The following is a 22,300-nucleotide window of genomic DNA, read 5'->3' on the forward strand; positions in this document are numbered from 1 at the left end:
GCGAGTCAGGATGCGAGGCATCGGTAATCGCGATACCTGTGCGCAAGCCCATGGCGCCTGGCGTTGGCTCGGGTGGACAGCGGATTGGCCTTGACGTATCGGCAATGCGGCGGGAAGGTATCGCGAAAATAACTACAAGAACCGTGAGCTATCACCATGCGCTTTCACCACCTGGATCTGAACCTGCTGGTCGCACTGGATGTCCTGCTCGAAGAGCAGAACATCACCCGTGCCGCTGAACGCCTGCACATGACGCAATCGGCCACCAGCGGGGTGCTGGGCCGCTTGAGAACGTTTTTCGAGGACGAACTGCTGGTGCAGGTCGGCCGCAAGATGCAGCCCACACCCTATGCACTGGAGCTGGCCCAGCCGGTGCGCGAGGTGCTGCTGACCATCCGCTCCTCGATTACCGCCAAGCCGGTGTTCGACCCCTCGAGCAGCAAACGGCACCTGCGCCTGGTGACCTCGGACTACCTGATCAGCGTGCTGTTTGCCCAGGTCATCCAGAAAATCCACCTTCAGGCGCCGCACATCACCTTTGAAATGATCAGCCCCGGTGACAACAGCGCCGAGCTTTTGATGCGCGGCGAAGTCGACATGATGATCGTGCCCGAGCGTTACCTCATCGATGGCCACCCGTCGCAGTTGTTGTTCGAGGAAGACCACGTGTGCGTGGTCTGGCGCGACAATCCGCAGGTCGGCGAGAGCCTGACGCTGGAGCAGTACATGCAGATGGGGCATATCTCGGTGGGCTTTGGCCGTAACCGGCACCTGAGCATCGAGGACTGGTTCATGAACCAGTACGGCTTCAACCGCCGCCTGGAAGTGATTACCAACGACTTCAACACCCTGCCGCAGCTGCTGGTAGGCACCCCCCGCGTGGCCACCATGCACCGACGCCTGGCGCAGCTGTATGCCCGCTACCTGCCCCTGCGCATCCTGCCGCCACCGGTGAAGATCCCGGTGATGCGCGAATTCATGCTCTGGCACCGCAGCATGGAGGGCGACCCCATGCACCGCTGGTTGCGTGAACGCATCAGCGACTTCATTCAGCATGTCGACCAGCAACCCGACGCCCTGCTCGCCAGCGCCTGACCGGCAGCCATCGCCCCGGCCGGCGCAACGTCGCCGGGGCATCGCGTTTGGCGATACCTCGCATCCCTGTTCACGATTGGCCCCACCTCGCCGTGTCTGCGTACCTTGCCTTCGGACAGCGCCTTGCGTACCTGTCGCAATTGTCAGGCGCCGGACTCAACGACCGCAGAAGGACAACAACAATGTTCCGTTACTTCCCCACCAACTATGTCTGGAATCTCTCGGTGGACCTGGCCATCGAAATGGGCGCCCGCCTGGGCGAGATCGAAGCGATGTGCGCGCCGCTGCAGGAGGCGGCCCTGCAACCCGACGCAGCCGGCACCCAGGCGTTTCGCGAAACCTGGTCGAAGATGGCCGACAAGCTCTGCGCCCTGGCTGAAGAAGACGAGGCCGCAGGCCGATGCCTGTCCGCTGGCGAAAAATACAACCGCGCCGCCACTTACTACCTGACCTGCGAACGCCTGCAGGCGCATGGTGCGCCAGGGCGCGAGGCCTTGTACCAGCGTTTTCTCGAGACCTTCGCCCGCGGCATCGACCTGTCCAGGGAAAACTGCGAGCGGGTGGAAATCCCCTACGAAGGCCAGCATCTGAGCGGGCTGCTCGTGCGCGCCGAAGGCACGACCGGCCCGGCACCACTGCTGGTGCAGGTCAACGGGCTGGATTCGACCAAAGAGATGAAGTACCGCGTCGGTCTGCCAGCGTGGCTGGCCAAACGTGGCGTGTCCTCGCTGATCATCGACCAACCCGGCACGGGCGAGGCGTTGCGCCTGCAAGGCCTGACCGCGCGTTACGACAGCGAGCATTGGGCCAGCCGCGTAGTGGACTGGCTGGAAACCCGCCCGGAAGTCGACCCCAAGCGCATCGGTATGGAAGGGGTATCGCTGGGGGGTTACTACTGCCCACGTGCGGTGGCCTTCGAACCGCGCTTCGCCTGCGGTGTGGTGTGGGGCGCCAACCACGACTGGCGGGATGTACAGAAGCGTCGCCTGGAGAAGGAAGGCGACTTGCCGGTGCCGCATTACTGGGCGCACGTGTGCTGGGTCTGGGGCGCCAAGGATATGGACGAATTCATGACCATTGCCGAAAACGTGCACCTTGATGGCGTGCTCGACCGCATTCGCGTCCCCTTCCTTGTGACCCACGGCGAAAAGGACTCGCAGATCCCGCTCAAGTGGGCCCATCGCACCTACGAGCAGCTGGTCAACAGCCCCAAGCGCGAATTGAAGGTCTTCACTGAGCGCGAAGGCGGCGTGCAGCATTCAAGCTTCGACAACAGCATCAATGCCGGCCAGTTCATCGCCGACTGGGTTGCCCAAACGCTCGGCGGGCATACCGCCTGAACCCTTGCTGGTGAAGGTGCCGGGGCAGCCTTTATGGCGACTGCCCCGGTGCCTGTCAGCGGTTCATGCCGTCATCAGGCCGGTGCCCGCGTACCGTGGAATGATGCGATCCGCCACCCCTTCTCCCGTTTGACCCAAAGCTGCGTGGCGAAACCTTCGGCGCGCACCGGTTCGCCGCCGCCGCGTTTTTGCAGCAGGTTGCATTGCACCCCGCTCATCAGCGCCAGCCCGTCGGCAAACACCCGCACCGTCAGCTCACCGCGATCCACGGCCAGGTAGCGCACGGCATTGCGGGCATAATCCAGGTACTGTCCTTTGTCCTGCACCAGCCCCGTGGTGTGGACATAAAGCAGATCATCGTCGAACAGCACCTCGAGCTGCTCATGGTCCTCGTGGACCAAGGCGCGCTGGCGTTCGGCTTCAAGGCTCAGCAACTCATCACGAATAGCCTTCATGGTACTTCCTTCAGGATTGATTGAGCGGCACATCCTCACCTCACCCCCAGCACAAGGAACAATCGTGGATATCCATGCCTGCCATCGACACTGACGATACCTGGCCATTGCCCCCTGCCGGCCCGGGCAACCCGGCAGCCACAGGGGTTGCGGCAGGTATCGATGCCATCGATGGGTGGCCAACGACAGGATCTGATGGTGCCTGCCGCCGCAGGCACATAGCCTGCCGGAAACAACAAGACGAGTAGAACCCGACCATGAGCGCCCTGCACCTTCACTGCGCCACCCTGTTCGATGGCGCCAGCCTTCAGGCACGCCAGCAACAGACGCTGATCATCGAAAACGGCCTGATACGCCATGTTGGCGCGACGGCCCAGGCGCCACGCCCATTGCCCGGTGACCGCGAAGTGCGCGGCGACTTCGTCATGCCGGGGCTGGTAGACGTGCACACCCACCTGGCGTTCGGCAACGCCCAGAGCGAGGAAGACATCGACATCTGGACCAGCGACGAATTCCGCGCCTTGCGCGGCATGTTCTTCGCCCAGCACGTGCTGGCTGCCGGGGTCACCTCGATGGTCTGCCCGGGTGACAGCGGCCAGCTCAGCATCGCCGTGCGCAACACGGTCAACGCCGGGCTCTTCGAAGGCCCGCGCATCGCGGCAAGCAGCCGCGTGATCACCAACCGGCAAAGCCTCAACGACTGGTTTCCCAGCCGCGTCGGCGCACCGGAATACTTCACCGCTGCGCTGGTCACCAGCCGTACCGAAGCCATCGCGCAGATCCGCAAACAGGCCAAGGATGGCGTCGACCTGATCAAGATCGCCATGGACGGTACGCACCGCCGCCCCAACGGTGAAATCATCGCCGCCTTCACAGCCGATGAAACCCGCGAAATGGTCGACGAAGCGCACCGCCTCGGCTGCCGGGTAGCGACGCATGCCTACGGCCGCGAAGCCGTGATGTACGCGGCCAAGGCAGGCGTCGATCTGGTCTTTCATGCCTTCTACATGGACGACGCCTGCATCGAAGCACTTCTGGAGGCAGGCAGCGTGCTGGCGCCCACCATGACCTTCCCACAGAACACCGTAGATTTCTGCCAGCCCCACGACCCGGCGGTGACCACAGGCTACGCCGGCTACTGTGCCCGCACGCTGGAACTGGGCACGCCGGTGCTCAAGCGCGCCAAGGCGGCCGGTATTCCGTTCGCCTGCGGCAGCGACAGCGGTTTTGCCGTTACCCCTTACGGTGAGTGGCATGCGCGTGAACTGGAGTTGCTGGTCACGCGCCTGGGCTTCACCCCGGCACAAGCGCTGCACGCTGCGACCAATGTCGGCGCACGCCTGATGCCACGCGGTGAAACGCTCGGCACCCTGGAGCCAGGCAAACAGGCCGACCTGTTGATCCTCGACGGCTCGCCGCTTGACGACATCCGCATCCTGCAAGACCGCAACCGCCTGCAGGCGGTGTACAAGGCAGGCCAGCCGGTGCGCCTGCAACGCACGCCCTACAACCCTAAGCAGGTCTCGGACTTCAACTCCCTGAAATGGACCGAACTCTACACCCGCGACCGTGTAGCCGAACTTGGCAAATGGAGCCAGTGACCATGCAGACACTCGATTTCGAAACCGCCGCGCGGCTTGCCGCGTCTACGCTGCGACACGCCCGGGCCTTGGGCGTGCGGCCTTTGGCAGCCGCCGTGCTCGATGCTGCAGGCCACCCGCTGGCGCTGTTGCGCGATGAGCAGGCCAGCGCCTTGCGCCCACAGATCGCCACCGCAAAAGCCAGCGGCTGCCTGGGTATGGGCTTCGGTGGCCGGGAGCTGGCAAGGCGCGCTCAGGTGATGCCAGCATTCTTCGACGCGATCAACAGCCTGACCCAAGGCCACGTGATCCCAGTACCCGGCGGTGTTCTGCTGCGCGACACCGAGGGGCACCTGCTGGGGGCAATCGGCGTCAGCGGTGACACCTCGGACAACGATGAGCGTTGCGCCTTGCTGGCCATCGAAGAGTTGGGCCTTGTCGGTGACACGGGCGACCTTCAGGCGTGATCTACCCCGGCCGCCTGCTCGGTCAGCACCTGTCGCAGCCAGCTCAGGGCCGGGTCGGATGCTTGTTGCGGGTGCCATTGCACCACTTGCACAGCCACCGGGAAGGCGATGGGCGATGGCAGTACCCGTAGCTGATGATGACGCGCCAGCCCTTGGGCCTGGCGCCGAAACAACGTAGCGATGCGCGGCGTACCGGCGACGAAGTCGCCCATCAGCGCGAAACTCTGCACCGCCACGGCCACACGCCGCTCGATGCCGATTTCACGCAGGTGCTGGGTGTCGAGCGAGAGGTTCTGGCCATCGGTGAACTCGCGCACGACATGCGCGGCTGCACAGAACTCAGCCAGGTCAAGGCCCGCCTGGTAAGCCACTGCATGCGCGCAAACAACGCAGCACAGCTCATCCTCGAGCAACACTGAGTGGGGGTAGCGCGGGTTTATGCGCCGCTGGGGCACGACCACCAGGTCGCTGCGGCGATAGTCCAGTGCCTCGGCAACCACGTCACCGTCACGCGACAGCGGCAGGTCGCGAACCGTCAGCGATATGCCGGGCGCCAGGCGCGCCAGTACACGGCTGAGCGCAGGCATGACAGTGGCCGCCACATAGTCCGACGCCACCAGGGTAAAGCGCCGCTCACAGCGGCCGGGGTCGAAGTCCAGGGACGTCTGCACCACCTCCCCGACCAGGCTTAGTGCCTTTCGCACTCTGGGTGCCAGCTGCCGCGCCAAGGCACTGGGCTCAAGGCCGCGCCCGAGCGGGATCAGCAGGGGGTCCTGAAAATGTTCGCGCAGGCGCCCCAGCGCAGCGCTGGTGGCAGACTGGCCAAGGTTGAGGCGCTGCGCCGCCCGGCTGACGCTGCACTCCTCGAGCAGCACATCCAGGGCGACCAGCAGGTTGAGATCAAGACGTCGATAGCGCATGGGCAACTTATACCCGACAGGGGTGCGCTCACGATGCGGTTTTCGCACTACCAGGTATCGCCCTGCGCGATACATCGGGCTGCATCGCAGCAGTAGCCGCGCTCAAGCCTTGCCAATCTCCGGCACCAGCATCCACTCCGCGCTGTCGTTCCACACATCCATGCGCACGATCTTGCCCGCCTTCACTTCGAAGCGGTCCAGGTAACGGTTGCCGGAAAAGCTGCGGCCATCCGGCCACTGCCCGTACAGCGTGCCATTGGAATACACCACGGTGTGGTCCTCGCGCTCGCACCAGTCGAACTGCCCCAGCTGCTTCTTCACCCAGGTGTAACGCGCGCCGTTGAACGCGGTGATGTCGGTGGGGGTGGGCATGGCGCGGCCGCCGGTAAAGGTGATGCGCACGTCGTCGCTCATGAACGTGGCGGCGCGCACCGGGTCGGGGGCCATGGAGGCGGCGAGGAAGTCGCGCACGATCTGTACGGCGCTGTTGCTTTCGGTCATTGCAAGTCTCCGAGGGTGTCCAGAACGGGGCGTCGGCCCCGAACGATGCCTTGATGCAGTGCACGCGAGGGCGCTGAAGCCAAGGCGCAAGCCCCAAAACACGGGGTGCCCGAAGTATTTTCCAAATGGCACCTGTTTTGCTAGCACATTTTTATAAATTGCTAGCAATCAGGAGTTCGAACCATGTTCAGCCGTTCCTTGCTACGTCGCTGGCTGCCCTGCGCAGCCTTTTCCCTGGCCTGCTGCACAGGCTGGGTACAGGCTGCCGAGCCGATCAAGGTGGGCCTGGTGGCCGCGTTGTCGGGGCAGTCGGCCAAGTCCGGCGAGGCCCTTACCCGGGGCCTCACCCTGGCCATCGACGAAATCAATGCCAAAGGCGGGCTGCTGGGCCGCCCGGTGGAGCTGGTGCGCCGCGATGACGAAAGCAACCCGGCCAAGGGCATGCTGGCGGCGCGCGAGCTGATCCAGCGGGAGAAGGTCAGCGTGCTGTTCGGCGGCCTCGACACCCCGGTGTCGCTGGCCATCGTACCGTTGGCCAACCAACTGAAAACGCCGTTCATGGGCATCTGGGCGGCAGGCACCAAGATCACCGAGAACGGCGCGAAGGACAACTACGTGTTCCGCGTGTCGGCGGTGGATGAACAGGTGGATGAAGCGCTGGTCGCCTATGGCCTGCGCCAGGGCATGAAACGACCGGGTTTGATCCTGGCCAACAACCCTTGGGGCGAGTCGAACCTGGCAGGGCTCAACGCGGCCCTGGCCCGCCGCGACATGGCCCAGGCGCCGGCCGAGCGCTTTGAAGACAGCGACCTGGACATGGTGCCGCAACTCATCCGCCTGAAAAGCGCAGGTGTCGACACCCTGCTGCTGGTCGGCAACGTCGGCCCGTCGGCGCAGGTGGTCAAGTCGCTCCAGCAGATGGGCTGGAACGTGCCGGTGGTGTCGCACTGGGGCCCGGCCGGCGGCCGCTTTGGCGAGCTGGCCGGGCCAGACGCCGGGCGCGTGCACTTCATCCAGACCTTTGTCTTCAGCGCCCACAACAGCGCCCGCGGCGATGCCTTGCTGGCCGCACTCAAGCAGCGCTACCCACAGGTCAAGACCCTGGCCGACGTGACCCCGGCCGTGGGCATCGCCAACGCCTACGACGCCATGCACCTGGTGGGCCTGGCGATCGACAAGGCCCAGGACACCCAAGGCACGAAGGTGCGTGACGGCTTCTATGCCATCAGCGACTACGACGGGCTGATCAAACACTACCAGCAGCCGTTCAGCGTTGACCGCCACGATGCCCTGGGCCCTGACGACTACATCTTCAGCCGCTTCGATGGCGACACCATCGTGCCCGTGACGCCCTGAGCGGAGGCCCTCGACATGATCACCACCGCACTGGTCAGCGGCCTGGGCCTGGGCAGCATGTATGCGCTGCTGGCTTTGGGCTTTCACCTCACCTATGCCGTGTCGCGCACGGTCAACTTTGCCCAGGGCAGCGCGATGATGGTCGGCGCCGTGCTGGGCTACAGCCTGGCGGTGACCTGGGGCTGGCCGCTGTGGCTGGCACTGCCCACTACCCTGCTGCTGTGCGCGGTGCTGGGCCTGGCCATCGAGCGCTTTCTGGTGCGGCCGTTCCATGCCCGTGGCTCGGACGCCTGGCTGATGGCGACGGTGGCGGGCGGGCTGCTGCTGGACAACCTGGCGATGTTCACCTTCGGCAAGGAGCCGCGGCAGTTCGGCAGTGCCCTGACCAGCCTGCGCCTGGACTTGGGCGACAGCAGCCTGAATGCCGTGCAACTGGCCATCCCGCTGGCCGGTGCGGCGGTGGCGGCCACGCTTTACTGGGTGCGCAGACGCACGCAACTGGGCTTGCGCCTGGAAGCCTGCGTGCAGAACCCACGGGCAGCGCGGTTGATGGGCATCGAAGTGAACCGCGTGGTGGCGGCGGCCTTTGCCCTGTCGACCGTGTTCGCGGCGCTGGCGGGCCTGCTGATCGCACCGCTGTACAGCGTGCACGCGGACATGGGCACGCTGTTCGGTCTGAAGGCTTTCGCCGTGGCCATTCTGGGCGGCATCGCCAGTGCCGGTGGGGTGTTTGCCGCAGGCCTGCTGTTTGGCCTGCTCGAGGCGGTGGTCACGCTGTATTTCGGCTCTGCGTTCACGCAATTGCTGTGCTTTGCACTGGTGATCGTGGTGCTCGCGGCACGTCCTGACGGCCTGTTCGGCCGCAAACTCTGGGTAAAGGTATGACCATGCGCGAGCGACTCGCCCCCCTCGGCCTGGCCCTGTTCGGGGTCGCCTGCCTTGGCCTGGCACTGGGCCTGGACAGCTACTGGCTGTTGATCCTGACCTTGTACGCGCTGGCGGTCACCGTCGGCGTGGGCCTGAACATCCTGATAGGTCTGTCCGGGCAGATGTCCTTCGGGCACATCGCCTTCTATGCCATCGGTGCCTACCTGTCGGCACTGCTGACGCTGGCCGGCCTGCCGCTTTCGGCCGCCCTGCCCCTGGCCGGCCTCGGCTGCGCGGTGCTGGGTGGCTTGCTGGCGATCCCGGCGCTACGGGTCAGCGGGCCTTACCTTGCGATGATCACCATTGCCTTTGCGCTGGTGGTGCACAACGGCCTGATCGAGTGGCGCAGCGTCACCGGAGGGGCCAATGGCCTGATGGGCATCCCGCTGCCTGAACTCGGCACGCTGGACCCGGCACTACTGCTGGCACTGGCTTCGGTGCTGCTGATGCTGGCCGCACTGGTCTTCTATTGGAGCCTGCAACGCAGCGGCTGGGGCCTGGCAATGCGTGCGGTCAAGGCTTCGGAGATCGCCGCGCGTTCACTGGGGATCAACCCGGTGCAGACGCGGACCCTGGCCTTTGCCCTGTCGGCAGGCCTGGCGGGGGCGGCCGGGGCACTGGTAGCGCCGGTGCTGATGTTCATCAACCCCGCGGCGTTCCCGTTCTCGCAGTCGATCCTGTTCGTCCTGGCGGTGATCGTGGGTGGCGCCGGCATGCTGTTCGGGCCAGTGCTCGGTGCACTGGTGATCGTGCTGCTGCCCGAATTGCTGGCCGACTTTGCCGAGTACCGCTTGCTGGCATTTTCGGTTTTGCTGCTGGCAGTACTGTGGGCTGCACCACGCGGTGTGCTGGGCAGCCTGGCCAAGCGCTTCTGGCGGCCGCGACACGAGCCGGTCACGGCACAGCCCGACACGGCGGCGCTGCGGGCGTTCTTCGCCGGTGGTGCGCGGCATGGGCTTAAGGTCGAGGGCATCGGCATCCGTTTCGGGGGGGTGCAGGCCGCACAGCAAGTCAGCCTGCAGGCCTTGCCTGGCAACATCACCAGCCTGATCGGGCCCAATGGTGCGGGCAAATCCACGGTGCTCAACCTGATCAGTGGTTTCTACCGCACCGACACCGGGTCGATCCACCTGGGCGGGGAGCTGGCCGGGCAAGCGGCCTGGCGCATCGCCCGCGCCGGTATCGCCCGTACGTATCAGACCACCCAACTGTTCGGTGAGCTGAGCGTGCTTGAAAACCTGCTGCTGGCCTTCCAGCAAGGGGCCATCGAACGGCCCTGGCCATGCCAGCAAGCCACACGCAAAGGCATGGCCATTGAGTTGCTGGCACTGGTCGGCTACCGCGGCAACCTGCACGTCGCCGCCGATGACCTGCCCCATGTCGACCGCCGCCTGGTCGAGATTGCCCGGGCCCTGGCCAGCCGGCCGCAGGTGCTGCTGCTCGACGAGCCTGCCGCCGGCCTCGGCCGACAGGACACCGACCGCCTGGCCACGCTGCTGCAACGCCTGGCCGCCTTCAACCTGGCGATCATCCTGGTCGAGCACGACATGCCGCTGGTGATGGCAGTGTCGCAAAAGCTACTGGTGCTCGACGCCGGCAAACCGATCGCCTGGGGCACGCCTGAACAGGTGCGCGCTGACCCACGGGTGATTGCCGCGTACCTGGGTGGCACCGAGTACCAGGCCCAGCCGCGCGCGCAGGCCTGGGCAGGCTCGCGTGATGCCGTGCTGCACGTGCGCGACCTGTGCATCGACTATGGCGCGGCGCCAGTGGTCGAAGGCGTCGACCTGGTGGTCAACCCGGGCGAGCTGATCGCCATTCTGGGCGCCAATGGCGCCGGCAAATCGAGCATCCTGCAGGCCCTTGCCGGCCTGCACAGGCCGCGTGGCGGCAGCATCGTGCTGGACAACCGCAGCATCGAAAGCCTGGATGCCAGCCAGATCGCCCGCCTTGGCCTGGCCCTGGTCCCTGAAGGCCGGCAGCTGTTCGGCCAGTTGAGCGTGCGTGAGAACCTGCTGCTGGGGGCCAATGTGCGCCAGGATGCCGTCGATGCCGACGCCGAGATTGCCGCGATCCTCAAACGCTTCCCCCGCCTGCGCGAGCGTATCGACAGCCCGGCCGGGCTGCTCTCGGGCGGTGAGCAGCAGATGGTCGCGATCGGCCGCGGGCTGATGGCCAAGCCGCGCATCCTGCTGCTCGACGAACCGTCCCTGGGCCTCTCCCCGGCGATGATCGGCGAGCTGTACGACGCCCTCGCCGCCCTGCGCGACGAAGGGGTGACGTTACTGCTGGTCGATCAGATGGCCAACCTGGCACTGCAGGTGGCCGACCGTGCCTACGTGCTGGAAACAGGCCGTATCGTCAAACAGGGCAGCGCCGAGCACCTGCGCGGCGACCCACAACTGGAAGCCGCCTACCTGGGCGCAGGAGCCGCCGCATGAACCACCTGGAACTGATCAATGTGCGCCTGGGCGACGGCCCGGCACTGAGCCGCCTGCTGATCGAAGACGGCCGGTTCGTGGCCCGGCTGAGCCGGCCGGCGCCCAAACTCGACCTCGGCGGCCGGCTGGTGTTGCCCGGCCTGATCGAAACCCATATCCACCTGGACAAGGCCTGCATCCTTTCGCGCTGCCAGCTGCGCGAAGGCACGCTGGCCGAAGCCATCGCCCAGACCCGCCTGGCCAAAGCCGATTTCACCGAGGCCGATGTGTACGCGCGCGGCGCGGCAGTGCTGGAGCAAGCCATCGTGCAAGGCACCACGCACATGCGTACCCATGTCGAGATCGACCCCGGCATCGGCCTGACCGGCCTGCGCGCCATCCGCAGGCTGCAGGCTGATTACGCCTGGGCCGTGACCCTGGAGATCTGCGTGTTCCCGCAGGAAGGCATGCTCGACAACCCCGGGACCGAAGCCCTGTTGTGCCAGGCCCTGGACGAAGGCGCCGAAGTGCTGGGCGGCTGCCCTTACACCGACGCCGACCCGCCTGCACAGATCCGCCGGCTGTTCGAACTGGCGGTGGCCTACGATCGCGACCTGGACCTGCACCTGGACTTCGACCTGCAGGTCGCCGGCATGACCCTGGGCGAGGTGATCCGCTGCACCCACCAGCATGGCTGGCAGGGCCGGGTCACCGTTGGCCATGTGACCAAGCTCTCGGCACTGCCGCAGGCCGAACTGATGCGTATGGGCCACGCCTTGGCCGAAGCCGGCGTGCAGGTCACCTGCCTGCCGGCCACCGACCTGTTCCTCACCGGCCGTGACCGCTTCCATGACAAGCCCCGGGGGCTGGCACCGCTGGCGCAGTTGCATCAGTGCGGGGTGACCTGTTCGTTGTCGAGCAACAACATCGGCAACCCCTTCACGCCCTACGGCGATGCCTCTCTGGTGCGTCAGGCCAACCTGTACGCCAACGTCGCCCAACTGGGCACGCCGCAGGAACTACTGCTGTGCCTGGGCTGGATCTCACGCCAGTCGGCGCGCCTGCTGCGCCTTGCCGACTATGGCCTGGAACCGGGTTGCCGAGCCGACTTCGTGGTGTTCGATGCACCCTCGCCGGCCGAGGTGATCGGCCGTATCGCCGCGCCGCTGATGGGTTTCAAACAGGGCCGGCAGACCTTCAGCCGGCCACCCGCCGAGCTGTTCCCGGCACAGCTCACAGCCCTGACAGTGCCTGACGCAGGTTGACCTCAGGCGCAGCTACATCCTCGAGGGCCAACTGGCCCTCGAGTTCGTCCAGGTGCGCGATCATTTCGTCCACGGCCGCCTGGGTATTACCGGCGCGCAACGCATCGATGATCGCCTGGTGCTCGTCCGAGGCACAGGGCGGGCTGTCACCACGCTGGTACAGGGCGACGATCAGCGAGCTGCGCACCATCAGGTTACCGAGGATATCGGCCAGCACCTGGTTACCGCTTACCTCCCCCAGCAACAGGTGAAACTCGCTGAGTTCGCGGACGATGGCGCGGCGATCGGTGCTGGCTGTGGCGGCGCGCTCGTTGTGCATGTGCTGTTCGATGCGCACCTGATGCTCGGCGACATGGGCCGGGGTGATGGCCTCGACGATCGCCCGCTCCACGGCGCGGCGTGCGGCGAAGATTTCCCGTGCTTCGCGGGCACTGGGCTGGGCCACGGTGGCGCCGCGGTTGGGCTCGATGTCGACGATGCGCTGCATGGCCAGGCGTTGCAGCGCAGCCTGCACGTGGTTGCGGTTGGCCTGCAGGGTTTCGACGATGTGCGCCTCCACCAGCCGCACGCCAGGGCGCAGGCGATGCTGGGCAATGGCCTTGGCGAGCATCTCGGCGATGCGCTGGACTTCTTGTTGCTTGCTACTGACCGTCTTGCCTTTCATCGAGACCTCTAAACCCTCAAACGCATTGGGCCGGCATTATCCGCCGGGCCAGGCATTGCGGCAATCGGCGCGGTTCAGTCCTGCTGGCCAAGGGCGCTGCCCTGGCTGCGCGGGTCGTAGGCAGCAGTGCGCTGGCCGTCAGGGCCGATGGCGATCACGCCGGCCAGGCCCATCAACGGGCTGAGCGCAGGCGTGGTCTCGACCTGATGGCCCCGGTCGACCAGCCCCTGTACCACCGATTCGCCGATATCGGCCTCCAGCTTGAGGTTGTCGGTGCTGTCGAAGAAGCTGCGCCCAAGCAGAAACCGCGGTGCACGCAACGCCACCTCGGCAGGCTGCTGATAGTCGATCAACTGGGTGGCAAGCACCATCTGCGTCTGAGGTTGGCCGTCACCCCCTTGGGTGCCGAAGAACCAGCGGCGCCCATCATCGGCCAGGTAGGCCGACGGGTTGAGTGTGTGCGCCGGCCGCTTGCCGGGCGCCCAGGCATTGCGGTGCCCCGGCTGGGCGCTGAAACCTGCCGCGCGGTTGTGCCAAAGGATGCCGGTATCGCCCAGGATGCAACCGGAACCGAAATCATGGAACAGGCTTTGGATCAGGCAGGCGCTGCGCCCGGCGCGGTCGGTGGCGGCCATCCACACAGTGTCGGCAGGTTGCCCAGGCTCGCCCCAAAGCGTCGCACGCTGCTCGTCAAGGGTCGCGGCAGGCTGAGCAAGCGCGTGCTCGAAGTCCCAGCCGCTGGCGAGCGGGTCATGCAGTTGAGCGTTGCGCTGCAGCAGGCCCTGCTTGATGGCTTCGACCAACAGGTGGTAGTAGCGCGGCGTGCCGTTTTCGCCCAGGTTCACAGCCTGCAGGGCAGCCATGGCGCGCAGCGTGTACAGGCCTTGGGTGGGTGGCGCGACGTTGTACAGCCGGCCATTGCGATAGCGTATGGAGATAGGCGCCGCCAGGCAGGCCCGGGTGGCGCGCAAGTCTTCGACGCTCAGGCCGCAGCCCAGCGCGTCGAACGCCACACCAAAGGCTTCTGCCAGTTCCCCATGATAGAAGTCGCCTGGGCCACGCCGCGCCAGGTGCTCCAGGCTGTTGGCCAGCGCGGGTTGGCGCAGACGGCCACCCTGGGGCGTACACAATGGCTGCAGGCTGGGCAGTGTCTTGATCAGGCTGGCGCGCTGCCCTTGCCAGAACAGTTGCGAGGGGGATACCTCAACCCCGTCGCGGGCCAACCCTGCGGCGCCAGTCAGCAGGTCGGCCCAGCCCAGCCGCGACCCCCACTGCTCGCTGATTGCCTTGGCCTGCGCCCAACTGGCCATGGCCCCGGCCGTGGTCCCGACGGAGCCAGGCCCGCGCAGGCTGATCGCGCCTGCTGCGGGCAAGCGCATCCCGGCCTGGCCGATCCCGATGATGGTGCGTACCTGATCGTCATGGAGCAACCACAGTGCATCACCGCCCAGGCCCGTCATGTGTGGGTACACCGCCGCCAGCACGGCACTGGCGGTGAGCATTGCATCGATTGCGCTCCCCCCGCCGTCGAGCACCTCCAGGCCCGCCGCGCTTGCCAAGGGGTGCGGGGTGCACAGCACGCCACCGCGGGAGTGGGCGACCAGGGACTCGTTCATTGCTAGCTCCTTTTCTGATATTGCTAGCAATCAGCAAGGATCGTTCCCATTTGCCAAAACCGCTTTGAACTAATCCCCACCCCCCGCTCCCTAACCTTGTGCGTTCCCATTGCCACTCACTAGGAAGGTTTGATCACTATGAAAAGCGAACAAGTTGAAGGTGTTGCACAGAAAGTCGCTGGCAAGGCGCAGAGCGCAGTGGGCCGGCTGTTCGAGGACCCGGCCCTGGAGGCAGAGGGTGATGGCCGCCAGGTCGCAGGCCAACTGACCAAAACCTATGGTGACGCACTGAACAACGTCTCCACCTTCGTTAAAGAGAAGCCCATCACCGCCCTGGCAATCGGCGCCGCGCTCACCCTGGTGGTGAGCCGCCTGCTGCGTCGCTGATAAGCAAAAGGTCGGTCCAAGGGCTTCGAGGCATCTGAAGCCCTTTGGCATCAAGCAGCCTCGGCAAGCGCGAGAGCAGACTGTACCGAGGCGAATCAATGGGTGAACAGCCGTCGTTCGCGCGCCCAGACAATGGCTTCACTGCGGCTGTGAACATCGAGCTTGGAGTACACCGTTGCCACATGGTTGCGCACGGTATTGAGCGCCAGGTTAAGCCGCGTTGCGATTTCCTTGTCGGCAAGGCCTTCACAGATCAGCGCCAGCACATCGCGCTCACGGCGGGTCAGGTCGGTAAACGATGCATCTGGTAAACGCCCTGTGTTGATGCGCTTGGCATTGGCCAGTTTCTCGATCAAGGTCTGGCTGAACCATGACGCATCCTGCATCACCGTTTCTATCGCCTCGACCAACTCCAGCTCAGAACGCTTGCGCTCGGTAATGTCCATCAGTACCAACAGGTAGCACGGGGTGTCCTGCAAGCTGACGGTGTCCGCCTGCAGTACACAGTCGAGCCGGTCATTGCCTTTTTTTCGCAGCTTAAGGTCCAGCCCTTCGATGCGCCCGGTCTTTTCCAGCGCATCGAACACCTGGGTAGCCACACGCCGATCATCCATGAAGTCGATTTCGGCCACTGTCTTGCCTATCAGCTCCTGGGCGGCGTAACCCAAGGTGTCCAGAAAGGCTTCATTGGCATCGATCAGTTGCTGCCTGTCGGCGCTGCACAGCAGGGTGGGCACAGGGCTCAGGCGAAAGGCCTTGGCAAAGCGCTCCTCACTCTGGCGCAGGGCATTTTCCGCCTTGCGCCGGGGCTCCAGGTCGGTGAATGAAAACAGCATGCAATCTTCTTCATGCATGTCCAGCGGTTGCCCGGCAACGATCACCAGTTTGCTGCCACCATCGGGCAAGCGCAGTTCAGCCTGCATCTGCGGGATGGTCGCCCCTTCCATCAGGCGTTCGATAGCCAACTCCTTGCGTTCGGCGTTTTCCAGCACATCCACTTCGTAGACCGAACGGCCAATGACGTTCTCCCGCATATGGCCGGTCATTTCCAGAAAGCCCTGGTTGACCTTGATGAAGCGCAGGTCGCTGAGCCTGCAGATGACTGCAGGGGCCGGGTTGGCATTGAAGGTTTTTTCGAAGCGCTGCTCGGCGCTGGCCCACTCGGTGGCATCGGCCAGGATCAGCACCAGCGATTCGGCCTCGCCCTTGCTGTCTTCCAGCACCATGCTGCGCACGCGGTGCACGCGGCTGCGCGCTTCATCGTCGCCAACAGCAAGCACCTCTACCATCACGTCGCTGAACACCTCCCCCGCAGCCACGCGGGCGATAGGGTACTGCTCGGCTTCAAGGGGGTGATTGTTGCGGTAGCGCAGGGCAAAGCGTTCGCGATAACCCTCAGCGTTGCTGCCCAGTTGCTCCAGGCTGTCGACCCCGTGCATGCGCAAAGCCGCTTCGTTGGCCCAGATGATGGATTGGTCGACCTCCAGCAGGATCACACCATCGGACAGCCCGGCGATGATTTGCTGAAGCTGGCGGCGGTTGGTCTCGCGGGCAAGCACGGCGTCGCTCATAGAGTGTCTCCAATCGGTAGTTCTGCATGGCCTGGAGCTTAAACGCTGCAGGCGGGCCAGGGTTGGTGCGAATGCACTAATCGATCAGGTGCGGATGCGCCAATACAGCCTTGCATGTGACCTGCAAACTGGCCCTGACGTTGCACCTGGCCTGTGTTGCCGGTGCTGCCGGAACTTACCCACGAGGATGCATAGATGACTGAATCGTATGTGACCACCCCAACCAACGCTGTCAGCCCGCTACGGGTATCGTGGAGCGCCGTGTTTGCAGGCGGCGCCATCGCCCTGGCCAGCTACCTGGTACTCAGCGTACTGGGCACGGCCATTGGCGCCGGAGCCATGAACCCGATGGCCGACGGCAATCCGCTGCAGGGCTTTGGGACCGGCGCTGGGGTGTGGCTGTTCATCAGCACCCTGCTCTCGGTCGCAGCCGGTGCCTGGGTCGCCGGGCGTACCGCGCCCACCCGCGGCGGCCTGCATGGCCTGTTGAGCTGGACGGTGACCACCCTGCTGGCTACCTGGTTGCTGGCTTCGTTGGCCGGCACCGTGGTTGGCACTGCCGGCAATATCGCTGGCAAAGGCCTGTCGCTGGCAGCTGACGGTGTCGCCGCCGCCGCACCCAGTGTGAGCCAGGGCATCAAGGAGCAACTGAACAAGAATGGCATCTCGCTGGACTGGGACAACCTGGAAGCGGAGTTGAACAAAACCTTGGCGCAGTCCGGCAAGGCTGAACTGGCCCCTTCGTCCCTGGAGCAGCAGGCCGATCAGGCCCAGGCTCAGGGAGAGTCGGCAGGGCGCGTCGCGGCCGAGGACCCGACCCAGGCCGTCGACCAGCTCAAGCAGTGGTTCGAGCGGGTGCGCAAGGCCGGTGAACCTGCCCTGAGCGCGGCAGACAAGCAAGCTTTGGTCAACATCGTCGCTACGCGCACCGGCAAGAGCCAGCAGGAGGCCCAGCAGGTGGTCGATAACTACGCCCGTGCCTACCAACAGGCCGCCGAGCAAGTGAAAGTGCTCAAAGAGCAGGCCGAGCAACAGGCTCGCGAAGCCGCCCAGGTAGCCGCCAGCAACGTATCGAAAGCCGCCTGGGGCACCTTGGTAACCCTGCTGATCGGTGCCGCCTTGAGTTTTGGCGTAGGCCGCTTCGCGCTGACGTCTCGCAAGACCCGCGTCGCCACGGTGTGAGTCGCAACGCAAACGCTGTATGAACGCTTCACCCAACCCACGTTTCACTGATGTCTGTTGAAGGAGAACGACCATGAGCAGCACTTCGGACAAAGTAAAAGGCTTGGCCAACGAAGCCGTCGGCAAGGTTAAACAAGCCGTAGGCAAAGCCACTGGCAACACGGAGCTGGAGGTCAAAGGCAAGGTGCAGGAGAAAAAAGGCGAAGCTCAGCAGGTAGTCGCTGATGTCAAGGACGCGGTCAGCAAGGATTGACCATTGCGCTTGAGCCTATACAAACGGTCGCCTGAGGGCGGCCGTTTGCTATTTGGCGGCATACCCTTCTCGGCCAACGGCCGAGCCATGACGCGAGCACTCCATTGCGCACAGCGATCGACCGACCAAATGCTTCCCGTGCAAGTATCATCAGCTACTTGTCTGTTTGTATAACGATCAGCATGCAGGCCGCACTCTCGCCCAAGGAGCAATGATGAACCGCTTCAACCCTGGCAAATTGAAACTCTCGAAATGGACAGCGCGACACCCTGAGAACCGCGAAAAGCACTTTCTGGTGACCGACCTGGAGCTGGATGAAGAGGGGCATGTGCTGCGTGTGGAACTGGAAGCGGTACACAGCAAGCGCAGCCAGTGGCTGGACTGGCGGGTACTGCGCGACCCCGAGGTATGGCTGATGGGCTGGCAGTGAAAACGGCCTGATCCGCTGCGGCCCCGATCGTGCTCAACACACGCTCCCCGGTGAGCCAAATACCGGTTTCAGCAAGGCCTGCGCCTCATAGAGCGGTGGCAGGTAACGCAGCCGTATCTCATCCATGCTCAGCCGCGATGCATGGGTAGTGATGGTCAGTGTCGCCTTGAGCTGCCCCGCCCGGTCCAGTAACGGCACGCCGATTACGCGCATGCCGACTTCGAACTCCTGATCGACGATGCAGTAGCCCTGCTCGCTCACCTGCTGCAACGTCGCGTCCAGCAGCGCCCTGTCGGTCTGGGTGTAGGGCGTCAGCGGGTGTAGCGGGTTACGGGCGAAATAGTCATCGCGCTGCGCTTGGTCCAAAGCCGCCAGCCAGACCCTCCCGCCGGCAGTGCAGTACATCGGCACCCGCGAGCCGGGCCGTATCGACAGTGATGCGATGTGGCTGTAGCGGCTGCGCACCAAGTGGATGATTTCATCATCGTCGCGTGTGCCCACCGAGACATGCTCCTGGGTCTGGCGCGCCACTTGCTCGACGATCGGGCGCAGCATGCGTGGCAACTGCGCCGAGTCCACATAGGCCTGGCCGATACGCAGGGCCTTGGGGGTCAGCCAGTAGTGACGGTTGTCGGTTTCGGCGAAGCCTTCATGCACCAGGGTCAGCAGAAAACGGCGCGCTGCGCTGGGCGTAAGGCCTGCTTGCCTGGCGGCCTGGGGCACTGTCAGGCGTGGCTGCTCGGCGTTGAACAGCTGCATGAGCGCCAGGCCTTTCTGTAAACCGGCAATCAGGTCGCGGGGGTGAGTCTGGGGTTTGTCCATTGGCTGCACTCGTGAGTGGGGAGAATCGTGCCGCTGAGCAGTGCTAAACAGCGCCTATGCTGCGAATATCGCTTTATCAATGCGATTATCGCATCAAACCGTTGGCAAGCGCATTGTGACAACGCCGCTGCCGCATCACCCTGACTTCCATAACAACACCCCAAACGGAAGTCACCATGATCAAAGGTTCGACAGCGCTGGTCGCCATCGTCGGTTCGCCCATCGCCCAGGTGAAATCGCCTGAAAACTTCAACACCTGGTTCAGCAACAATGGCCTTGACCTGGCCATGCTGCCCATCGACTTGCAGCACGCCGCGCTGGACGCTTTTATCGACACCCTGCGCGGCTGGCGCAACCTGCGCGGTTGCGTGGTGACCGTGCCCTACAAGCAGGCATTTGCCACCCGCCTGGACGGCCTGAGCGAACGTGCAGCAGCCCTGGGCTCGGTGAACGTGGTACGGCGCGAAAACGATGGCCGCCTGTATGGCGACAACGTAGACGGCGCAGGTTTTTTGGGCGCAGCACGCAAGCACGGCTTCGACCCTGCGGGCAAGCGAGTGCTGGTCATTGGTTGCGGCGGCGTCGGCAGTGCCATTGCCTACGCACTGGGTGAGGCCGGGGTCGCCCAGGTCACCCTAAGCGACCCGGAAACGTCGCGCGCTGCAGCACTTGCCGAGCTGCTGGGCAAGGCCTTCCCTGGCGTCGGCATCACCACTGCATACAGCGCGCTGGACGCCTTCGACCTGGTGGTCAACGCTTCGCCCGTGGGCATGGGCGGCACGGGCGAGCTGCCGCTGCCCGCTGCCCTGCTGGGCACGCTCAAACCCGCCACTCTGGTGGCCGACGTTGTTACTTCGCCAGAAATCACCCCGCTGCTGGAACAGGCGCGCGAACGCGGCTGCGCAGTCCAGACTGGCGCGCAAATGGCCTTTGCGCAGCTTGGCCACCTGGGCGCCTTCATGGGCGTCACGCCACTGGAGATCTGAGACCATGCCCCCTATCGAAAACGCGCAACCGGTGTACGACCTGGTCGTGCTCGGCAGCGGCGCCGGTGGCCTGGCTGCCGCCGCCACGGCATCACGCCTGGGCCTGAAGGTCCTGGTGGTGGAAAAGGCCGAACACTTTGGCGGTACCTCGGCGATCTCCGGCGGAGCAGCATGGTTGTATGGCTCCGATCAGGCGCGCGCCGCCGGTGCCCAGGATTCGCCCGAGGCCGTCAGGACCTACCTGAAAACCATCATCGGTACCGGCTACAACGCCGAACTGGTGGACGCCTTCATCGCGCGCGGGCACCAGGCGCTGCGCTGGCTGGAGCACAACACCGAACTGCGCTACGCACTGCGCCCGCACTCCCCGGACTATTACCCGGACGCACCCGGCGCCACGGCGTTCGGCCGGGCGCTGGAAATGGTCGAGTATGACGGCCGCCGCCTCGGCGCGCGCTTCAAGGACTTGAAGATGCCACCACCGGGCATGCTGTTGTTCGGCGCAATGATGGTCAACCGCGAGGACATTCAGCACTTCCTGAGCCTACGCCGCTCACCCCGGTCACTGTGGCATTGCCTGAAACTGATGGCGCGCTACGCACTGGACCGTGTTCGCCACCACCGTGGCACGCGCCTGACCACGGGGAACGCGCTGGTCGCCCGCCTGGCCAGCACAGCCTTTGCCCACGGCGCGCACCTGTGGTTGCGCAGCGAAGCGCAGGCACTGATCGTCGAGCACGGCACGGTCACCGGCGTGGAAGTACAGCATGAGGGCCGCCGCACCCAGGTCCATGCCCGCGGCGGTGTGGTCTGCGCCATGGGCGGGTTTGCTGCGGGTGCGCTGGCTGCGGCCTACCGGCCGGCCCCTGACGCGCCACACCTCAGCATGTCCCCGCCCAGCAACGACGGTGCTGCTCTGCGCCTTGCCCAGGCGGTGGATGCAGCCCAGGGCGAGGGCCTGGTCGCCAACTTCTTCTGGGCGCCGGTTTCCGAGCGGCGCCATGCCAGTGGTGAGCGCGAGCGCTTCCCGCACCTGGTCACCGACCGCGCCAAGCCAGGGGTCATTGCGCTCGACCCGGCCGGGCGGCGCTTCGTCAACGAATCCAACTCCTATCACCACTTCGTCCAGGCCATGTTCGCCAACGGCATCAGCACCTGCTGGCTGGTCTGTGACGCCCAGGCCATGAACCGTTACGGCCTGGGCCTGGCACGGCCCAAACCGGTGGACAACACGGCCCTGATCGAAGCCGGCTACCTGCACCGCGCCGGCTCAGTGCAAGAGCTGGCCCGGGCCATGGGCGTGGCCACGCAGGTGCTGCAGGAAACACTGGAGCGCTTCAACGCCGACGCCCGCAGCGGCATCGACCGGCAATTTGACAAGGGCGGCAACAGCTACAACCGCTACATGGGCGACCCGCAGCACAAGCCCAACCCGTGCCTGGCGCCACTGGCCAAGGCCCCGTTCTACGCCATCCGTATTCACACCGGCGACCTTGGCTCCGCGCGCGGCCTGGTGACCGACGCCAACGCCAATGTACTCAACCGCGCCGGTGCGCCGATCGTAGGCTTGTATGCCGCCGGCAACGACATGAACGCGTTGATGAATGGCACCTATCCAGGCCCAGGGATCACCCTCGGCCCTGCCCTCACCTTCGGCTGGATCGCTGCCAGCCATATCGCTGAACGCCTGCAAGCCCACAGCCCTGAAATGGAGACGCTCCCATGTACTACGAAATGAGAACCTACACCCTCGACCCACTGAAAATGGCTGACTGGCTGGCTCTCTACCAAAGCCACGCACTGGCGGTGCAGTGCGAACACCTGGGCAACCTGGTCGGCTTCTTCACCAGCGAATTCGGTGAGGTGAACCAGGTGGTGCACATCTGGGGTTATGCCAGCCTGGACCAACGCAGCGAACGCCGTGCGGCGATGGCCGCAGACCCGCGCTGGGCGGAGTTTTCACGGCGCAACCGTGAACTGGGCGCCGTACTGCGGCTGCAATCACGCCTGCTGCGGCCTACAGGCTTCTCGCCGCTGCAGTGAAAACGGAACCGGAGTGCACC

At 64.9% G+C, this 22,300-nt stretch carries 22 protein-coding genes; 15 read left to right on the forward strand and 7 right to left on the reverse strand.

Going from position 1 to position 22,300, the window contains the following annotated elements:
- Window positions 1-156 precede the first annotated feature (156 nt).
- Window positions 157-1,095 carry a LysR family transcriptional regulator gene (locus tag ACMGGN_RS11335; RefSeq protein ID WP_046785551.1) on the forward strand — a complete coding sequence of 313 codons (939 nt, stop codon included), beginning with the start codon at window positions 157-159 and terminating at the stop codon, window positions 1,093-1,095.
- 182 nt (window positions 1,096-1,277) lie between these two features.
- A complete protein-coding gene (locus tag ACMGGN_RS11340) occupies window positions 1,278-2,435 on the forward strand; it encodes an alpha/beta hydrolase family protein (RefSeq protein WP_414156777.1) in 1,158 nt (385 codons plus the stop codon).
- A 74-nt stretch (window positions 2,436-2,509) separates the two neighbouring features.
- Here the strand turns inward: ACMGGN_RS11340 and ACMGGN_RS11345 are convergent, their stop codons facing one another.
- Complete coding sequence (locus tag ACMGGN_RS11345; RefSeq protein WP_115275131.1) at window positions 2,510-2,890, reverse strand: nuclear transport factor 2 family protein; 381 nt, start codon at window positions 2,888-2,890, stop codon at window positions 2,510-2,512.
- 257 nt (window positions 2,891-3,147) lie between these two features.
- Between ACMGGN_RS11345 and ACMGGN_RS11350 the strand changes: the two genes are divergently transcribed.
- Together ACMGGN_RS11350 and ACMGGN_RS11355 are read left to right on the forward strand one after the other, a co-directional pair.
- Window positions 3,148-4,491: a metal-dependent hydrolase family protein gene (locus ACMGGN_RS11350; protein ID WP_046785554.1), complete on the forward strand. Its 1,344-nt coding sequence runs from the start codon at window positions 3,148-3,150 to the stop codon at window positions 4,489-4,491.
- A 2-nt stretch (window positions 4,492-4,493) separates the two neighbouring features.
- Entirely contained in the window at window positions 4,494-4,937 is a 444-nt protein-coding gene (locus ACMGGN_RS11355) for a GlcG/HbpS family heme-binding protein (RefSeq protein ID WP_115275132.1), read from the forward strand.
- Here the strand turns inward: ACMGGN_RS11355 and ACMGGN_RS11360 are convergent.
- Window positions 4,928-5,857: a LysR family transcriptional regulator gene (locus ACMGGN_RS11360; protein WP_119688778.1), complete on the reverse strand. Its 930-nt coding sequence runs from the start codon at window positions 5,855-5,857 to the stop codon at window positions 4,928-4,930. The two genes, ACMGGN_RS11355 and ACMGGN_RS11360, sit on opposite strands and share 10 nt — an antisense overlap.
- A 102-nt stretch (window positions 5,858-5,959) precedes the next feature.
- Window positions 5,960-6,358: a nuclear transport factor 2 family protein gene (locus tag ACMGGN_RS11365; protein ID WP_046785557.1), complete on the reverse strand. Its 399-nt coding sequence runs from the start codon at window positions 6,356-6,358 to the stop codon at window positions 5,960-5,962.
- Window positions 6,359-6,541: 183 nt separating this feature from the next.
- On the opposite strand from ACMGGN_RS11365, the gene ACMGGN_RS11370 reads away from it, so the two are divergent.
- From ACMGGN_RS11370 to ACMGGN_RS11385, 4 genes are read left to right on the forward strand one after another with little or no spacing between them, the layout of a single operon-like run.
- Window positions 6,542-7,714, forward strand: coding sequence for an ABC transporter substrate-binding protein (locus ACMGGN_RS11370; RefSeq protein ID WP_177010296.1), 1,173 nt, complete (start codon window positions 6,542-6,544; stop codon window positions 7,712-7,714).
- 15 nt (window positions 7,715-7,729) lie between these two features.
- Window positions 7,730-8,599 carry a branched-chain amino acid ABC transporter permease gene (locus tag ACMGGN_RS11375; RefSeq protein ID WP_046785559.1) on the forward strand — a complete coding sequence of 290 codons (870 nt, stop codon included), beginning with the start codon at window positions 7,730-7,732 and terminating at the stop codon, window positions 8,597-8,599.
- Complete coding sequence (locus ACMGGN_RS11380) at window positions 8,596-11,082, forward strand: ATP-binding cassette domain-containing protein (protein WP_414156778.1); 2,487 nt, start codon at window positions 8,596-8,598, stop codon at window positions 11,080-11,082. The genes ACMGGN_RS11375 and ACMGGN_RS11380 overlap by 4 nt, the downstream gene beginning before the upstream one ends.
- Complete coding sequence (locus ACMGGN_RS11385; RefSeq protein ID WP_046785561.1) at window positions 11,079-12,326, forward strand: amidohydrolase family protein; 1,248 nt, start codon at window positions 11,079-11,081, stop codon at window positions 12,324-12,326. The genes ACMGGN_RS11380 and ACMGGN_RS11385 overlap by 4 nt, the downstream gene beginning before the upstream one ends.
- Here ACMGGN_RS11385 and ACMGGN_RS11390 read toward each other — a convergent pair.
- Window positions 12,295-12,990 carry a GntR family transcriptional regulator gene (locus ACMGGN_RS11390; protein WP_039601266.1) on the reverse strand — a complete coding sequence of 232 codons (696 nt, stop codon included), beginning with the start codon at window positions 12,988-12,990 and terminating at the stop codon, window positions 12,295-12,297. The two genes, ACMGGN_RS11385 and ACMGGN_RS11390, sit on opposite strands and share 32 nt — an antisense overlap.
- 74 nt (window positions 12,991-13,064) lie before the next feature.
- On the reverse strand, window positions 13,065-14,606 hold the full coding sequence (locus tag ACMGGN_RS11395; RefSeq protein WP_414156779.1) for a gamma-glutamyltransferase family protein: 1,542 nt from the start codon (window positions 14,604-14,606) through the stop codon (window positions 13,065-13,067).
- Window positions 14,607-14,744: 138 nt separating this feature from the next.
- Between ACMGGN_RS11395 and ACMGGN_RS11400 the strand changes: the two genes are divergently transcribed.
- The gene (locus ACMGGN_RS11400) at window positions 14,745-14,993 is read left to right on the forward strand and encodes a CsbD family protein (protein WP_012314048.1); all 249 of its coding nucleotides are present in this window, start codon (window positions 14,745-14,747) and stop codon (window positions 14,991-14,993) included.
- Window positions 14,994-15,088: 95 nt separating this feature from the next.
- On the opposite strand, the gene ACMGGN_RS11405 is transcribed toward ACMGGN_RS11400, so the two are convergent.
- Entirely contained in the window at window positions 15,089-16,564 is a 1,476-nt protein-coding gene (locus tag ACMGGN_RS11405; RefSeq protein ID WP_115275137.1) for a PAS domain S-box protein, read from the reverse strand.
- Between the two features lie 195 nt (window positions 16,565-16,759).
- Here ACMGGN_RS11405 and ACMGGN_RS11410 point away from each other — a divergent pair, with 195 nt between their 5' ends.
- From ACMGGN_RS11410 to ACMGGN_RS11420, 3 genes are all read left to right on the forward strand, one after another.
- Window positions 16,760-17,746, forward strand: coding sequence for a hypothetical protein (locus tag ACMGGN_RS11410; RefSeq protein WP_414156780.1), 987 nt, complete (start codon window positions 16,760-16,762; stop codon window positions 17,744-17,746).
- A gap of 73 nt (window positions 17,747-17,819) precedes the next feature.
- Complete coding sequence (locus ACMGGN_RS11415) at window positions 17,820-17,999, forward strand: CsbD family protein (RefSeq protein WP_012314045.1); 180 nt, start codon at window positions 17,820-17,822, stop codon at window positions 17,997-17,999.
- Window positions 18,000-18,213: 214 nt separating this feature from the next.
- Window positions 18,214-18,429 (forward strand): TIGR02450 family Trp-rich protein, encoded by a 216-nt coding sequence (locus ACMGGN_RS11420; protein ID WP_012314044.1) that lies wholly within the window; start codon window positions 18,214-18,216, stop codon window positions 18,427-18,429.
- 33 nt (window positions 18,430-18,462) lie between these two features.
- On the opposite strand, the gene ACMGGN_RS11425 is transcribed toward ACMGGN_RS11420, so the two are convergent.
- Window positions 18,463-19,251 carry an IclR family transcriptional regulator gene (locus ACMGGN_RS11425; protein WP_115275140.1) on the reverse strand — a complete coding sequence of 263 codons (789 nt, stop codon included), beginning with the start codon at window positions 19,249-19,251 and terminating at the stop codon, window positions 18,463-18,465.
- A 176-nt stretch (window positions 19,252-19,427) separates the two neighbouring features.
- Between ACMGGN_RS11425 and ACMGGN_RS11430 the strand changes: the two genes are divergently transcribed.
- From ACMGGN_RS11430 to ACMGGN_RS11440, 3 genes are read left to right on the forward strand one after another with little or no spacing between them, the layout of a single operon-like run.
- On the forward strand, window positions 19,428-20,237 hold the full coding sequence (locus ACMGGN_RS11430) for a shikimate dehydrogenase family protein (RefSeq protein WP_414156781.1): 810 nt from the start codon (window positions 19,428-19,430) through the stop codon (window positions 20,235-20,237).
- Window positions 20,238-20,241: 4 nt separating this feature from the next.
- Window positions 20,242-21,975, forward strand: a complete 1,734-nt coding sequence (locus ACMGGN_RS11435; RefSeq protein ID WP_119688773.1) for an FAD-dependent oxidoreductase — start codon at window positions 20,242-20,244, stop codon at window positions 21,973-21,975.
- On the forward strand, window positions 21,960-22,280 hold the full coding sequence (locus ACMGGN_RS11440; RefSeq protein WP_119688772.1) for an NIPSNAP family protein: 321 nt from the start codon (window positions 21,960-21,962) through the stop codon (window positions 22,278-22,280). The genes ACMGGN_RS11435 and ACMGGN_RS11440 overlap by 16 nt, the downstream gene beginning before the upstream one ends.
- Window positions 22,281-22,300: the final 20 nt, after the last annotated feature.

It is taken from the genome of Pseudomonas sp. BNK-30, assembly GCF_047456185.1.
GTDB lineage: Bacteria > Pseudomonadota > Gammaproteobacteria > Pseudomonadales > Pseudomonadaceae > Aquipseudomonas > Aquipseudomonas putida_E.

Bases quoted from the DNA above. Each gene is read 5' to 3' on its own strand.
- ACMGGN_RS11350 (WP_046785554.1), top strand. From the start codon at position 3,148: ATGAGCGCCCTGCACCTTCACTGCGCCACCCTGTTCGATGGCGCCAGC.
- ACMGGN_RS11355 (WP_115275132.1), top strand. From the start codon at position 4,494: ATGCAGACACTCGATTTCGAAACCGCCGCGCGGCTTGCCGCGTCTACG.
- ACMGGN_RS11390 (WP_039601266.1), bottom strand. From the start codon at position 12,990: ATGAAAGGCAAGACGGTCAGTAGCAAGCAACAAGAAGTCCAGCGCATC.
- ACMGGN_RS11340 (WP_414156777.1), top strand. From the start codon at position 1,278: ATGTTCCGTTACTTCCCCACCAACTATGTCTGGAATCTCTCGGTGGAC.
- ACMGGN_RS11360 (WP_119688778.1), bottom strand. From the start codon at position 5,857: ATGCGCTATCGACGTCTTGATCTCAACCTGCTGGTCGCCCTGGATGTG.
- ACMGGN_RS11410 (WP_414156780.1), top strand. From the start codon at position 16,760: ATGACTGAATCGTATGTGACCACCCCAACCAACGCTGTCAGCCCGCTA.
- ACMGGN_RS11385 (WP_046785561.1), top strand. From the start codon at position 11,079: ATGAACCACCTGGAACTGATCAATGTGCGCCTGGGCGACGGCCCGGCA.
- ACMGGN_RS11380 (WP_414156778.1), top strand. From the start codon at position 8,596: ATGACCATGCGCGAGCGACTCGCCCCCCTCGGCCTGGCCCTGTTCGGG.
- ACMGGN_RS11395 (WP_414156779.1), bottom strand. From the start codon at position 14,606: ATGAACGAGTCCCTGGTCGCCCACTCCCGCGGTGGCGTGCTGTGCACC.
- ACMGGN_RS11400 (WP_012314048.1), top strand. From the start codon at position 14,745: ATGAAAAGCGAACAAGTTGAAGGTGTTGCACAGAAAGTCGCTGGCAAG.
- ACMGGN_RS11345 (WP_115275131.1), bottom strand. From the start codon at position 2,890: ATGAAGGCTATTCGTGATGAGTTGCTGAGCCTTGAAGCCGAACGCCAG.
- ACMGGN_RS11375 (WP_046785559.1), top strand. From the start codon at position 7,730: ATGATCACCACCGCACTGGTCAGCGGCCTGGGCCTGGGCAGCATGTAT.
- ACMGGN_RS11430 (WP_414156781.1), top strand. From the start codon at position 19,428: ATGATCAAAGGTTCGACAGCGCTGGTCGCCATCGTCGGTTCGCCCATC.
- ACMGGN_RS11335 (WP_046785551.1), top strand. From the start codon at position 157: ATGCGCTTTCACCACCTGGATCTGAACCTGCTGGTCGCACTGGATGTC.
- ACMGGN_RS11415 (WP_012314045.1), top strand. From the start codon at position 17,820: ATGAGCAGCACTTCGGACAAAGTAAAAGGCTTGGCCAACGAAGCCGTC.
- ACMGGN_RS11370 (WP_177010296.1), top strand. From the start codon at position 6,542: ATGTTCAGCCGTTCCTTGCTACGTCGCTGGCTGCCCTGCGCAGCCTTT.
- ACMGGN_RS11365 (WP_046785557.1), bottom strand. From the start codon at position 6,358: ATGACCGAAAGCAACAGCGCCGTACAGATCGTGCGCGACTTCCTCGCC.
- ACMGGN_RS11405 (WP_115275137.1), bottom strand. From the start codon at position 16,564: ATGAGCGACGCCGTGCTTGCCCGCGAGACCAACCGCCGCCAGCTTCAG.
- ACMGGN_RS11420 (WP_012314044.1), top strand. From the start codon at position 18,214: ATGAACCGCTTCAACCCTGGCAAATTGAAACTCTCGAAATGGACAGCG.
- ACMGGN_RS11435 (WP_119688773.1), top strand. From the start codon at position 20,242: ATGCCCCCTATCGAAAACGCGCAACCGGTGTACGACCTGGTCGTGCTC.
- ACMGGN_RS11440 (WP_119688772.1), top strand. From the start codon at position 21,960: ATGTACTACGAAATGAGAACCTACACCCTCGACCCACTGAAAATGGCT.
- ACMGGN_RS11425 (WP_115275140.1), bottom strand. From the start codon at position 19,251: ATGGACAAACCCCAGACTCACCCCCGCGACCTGATTGCCGGTTTACAG.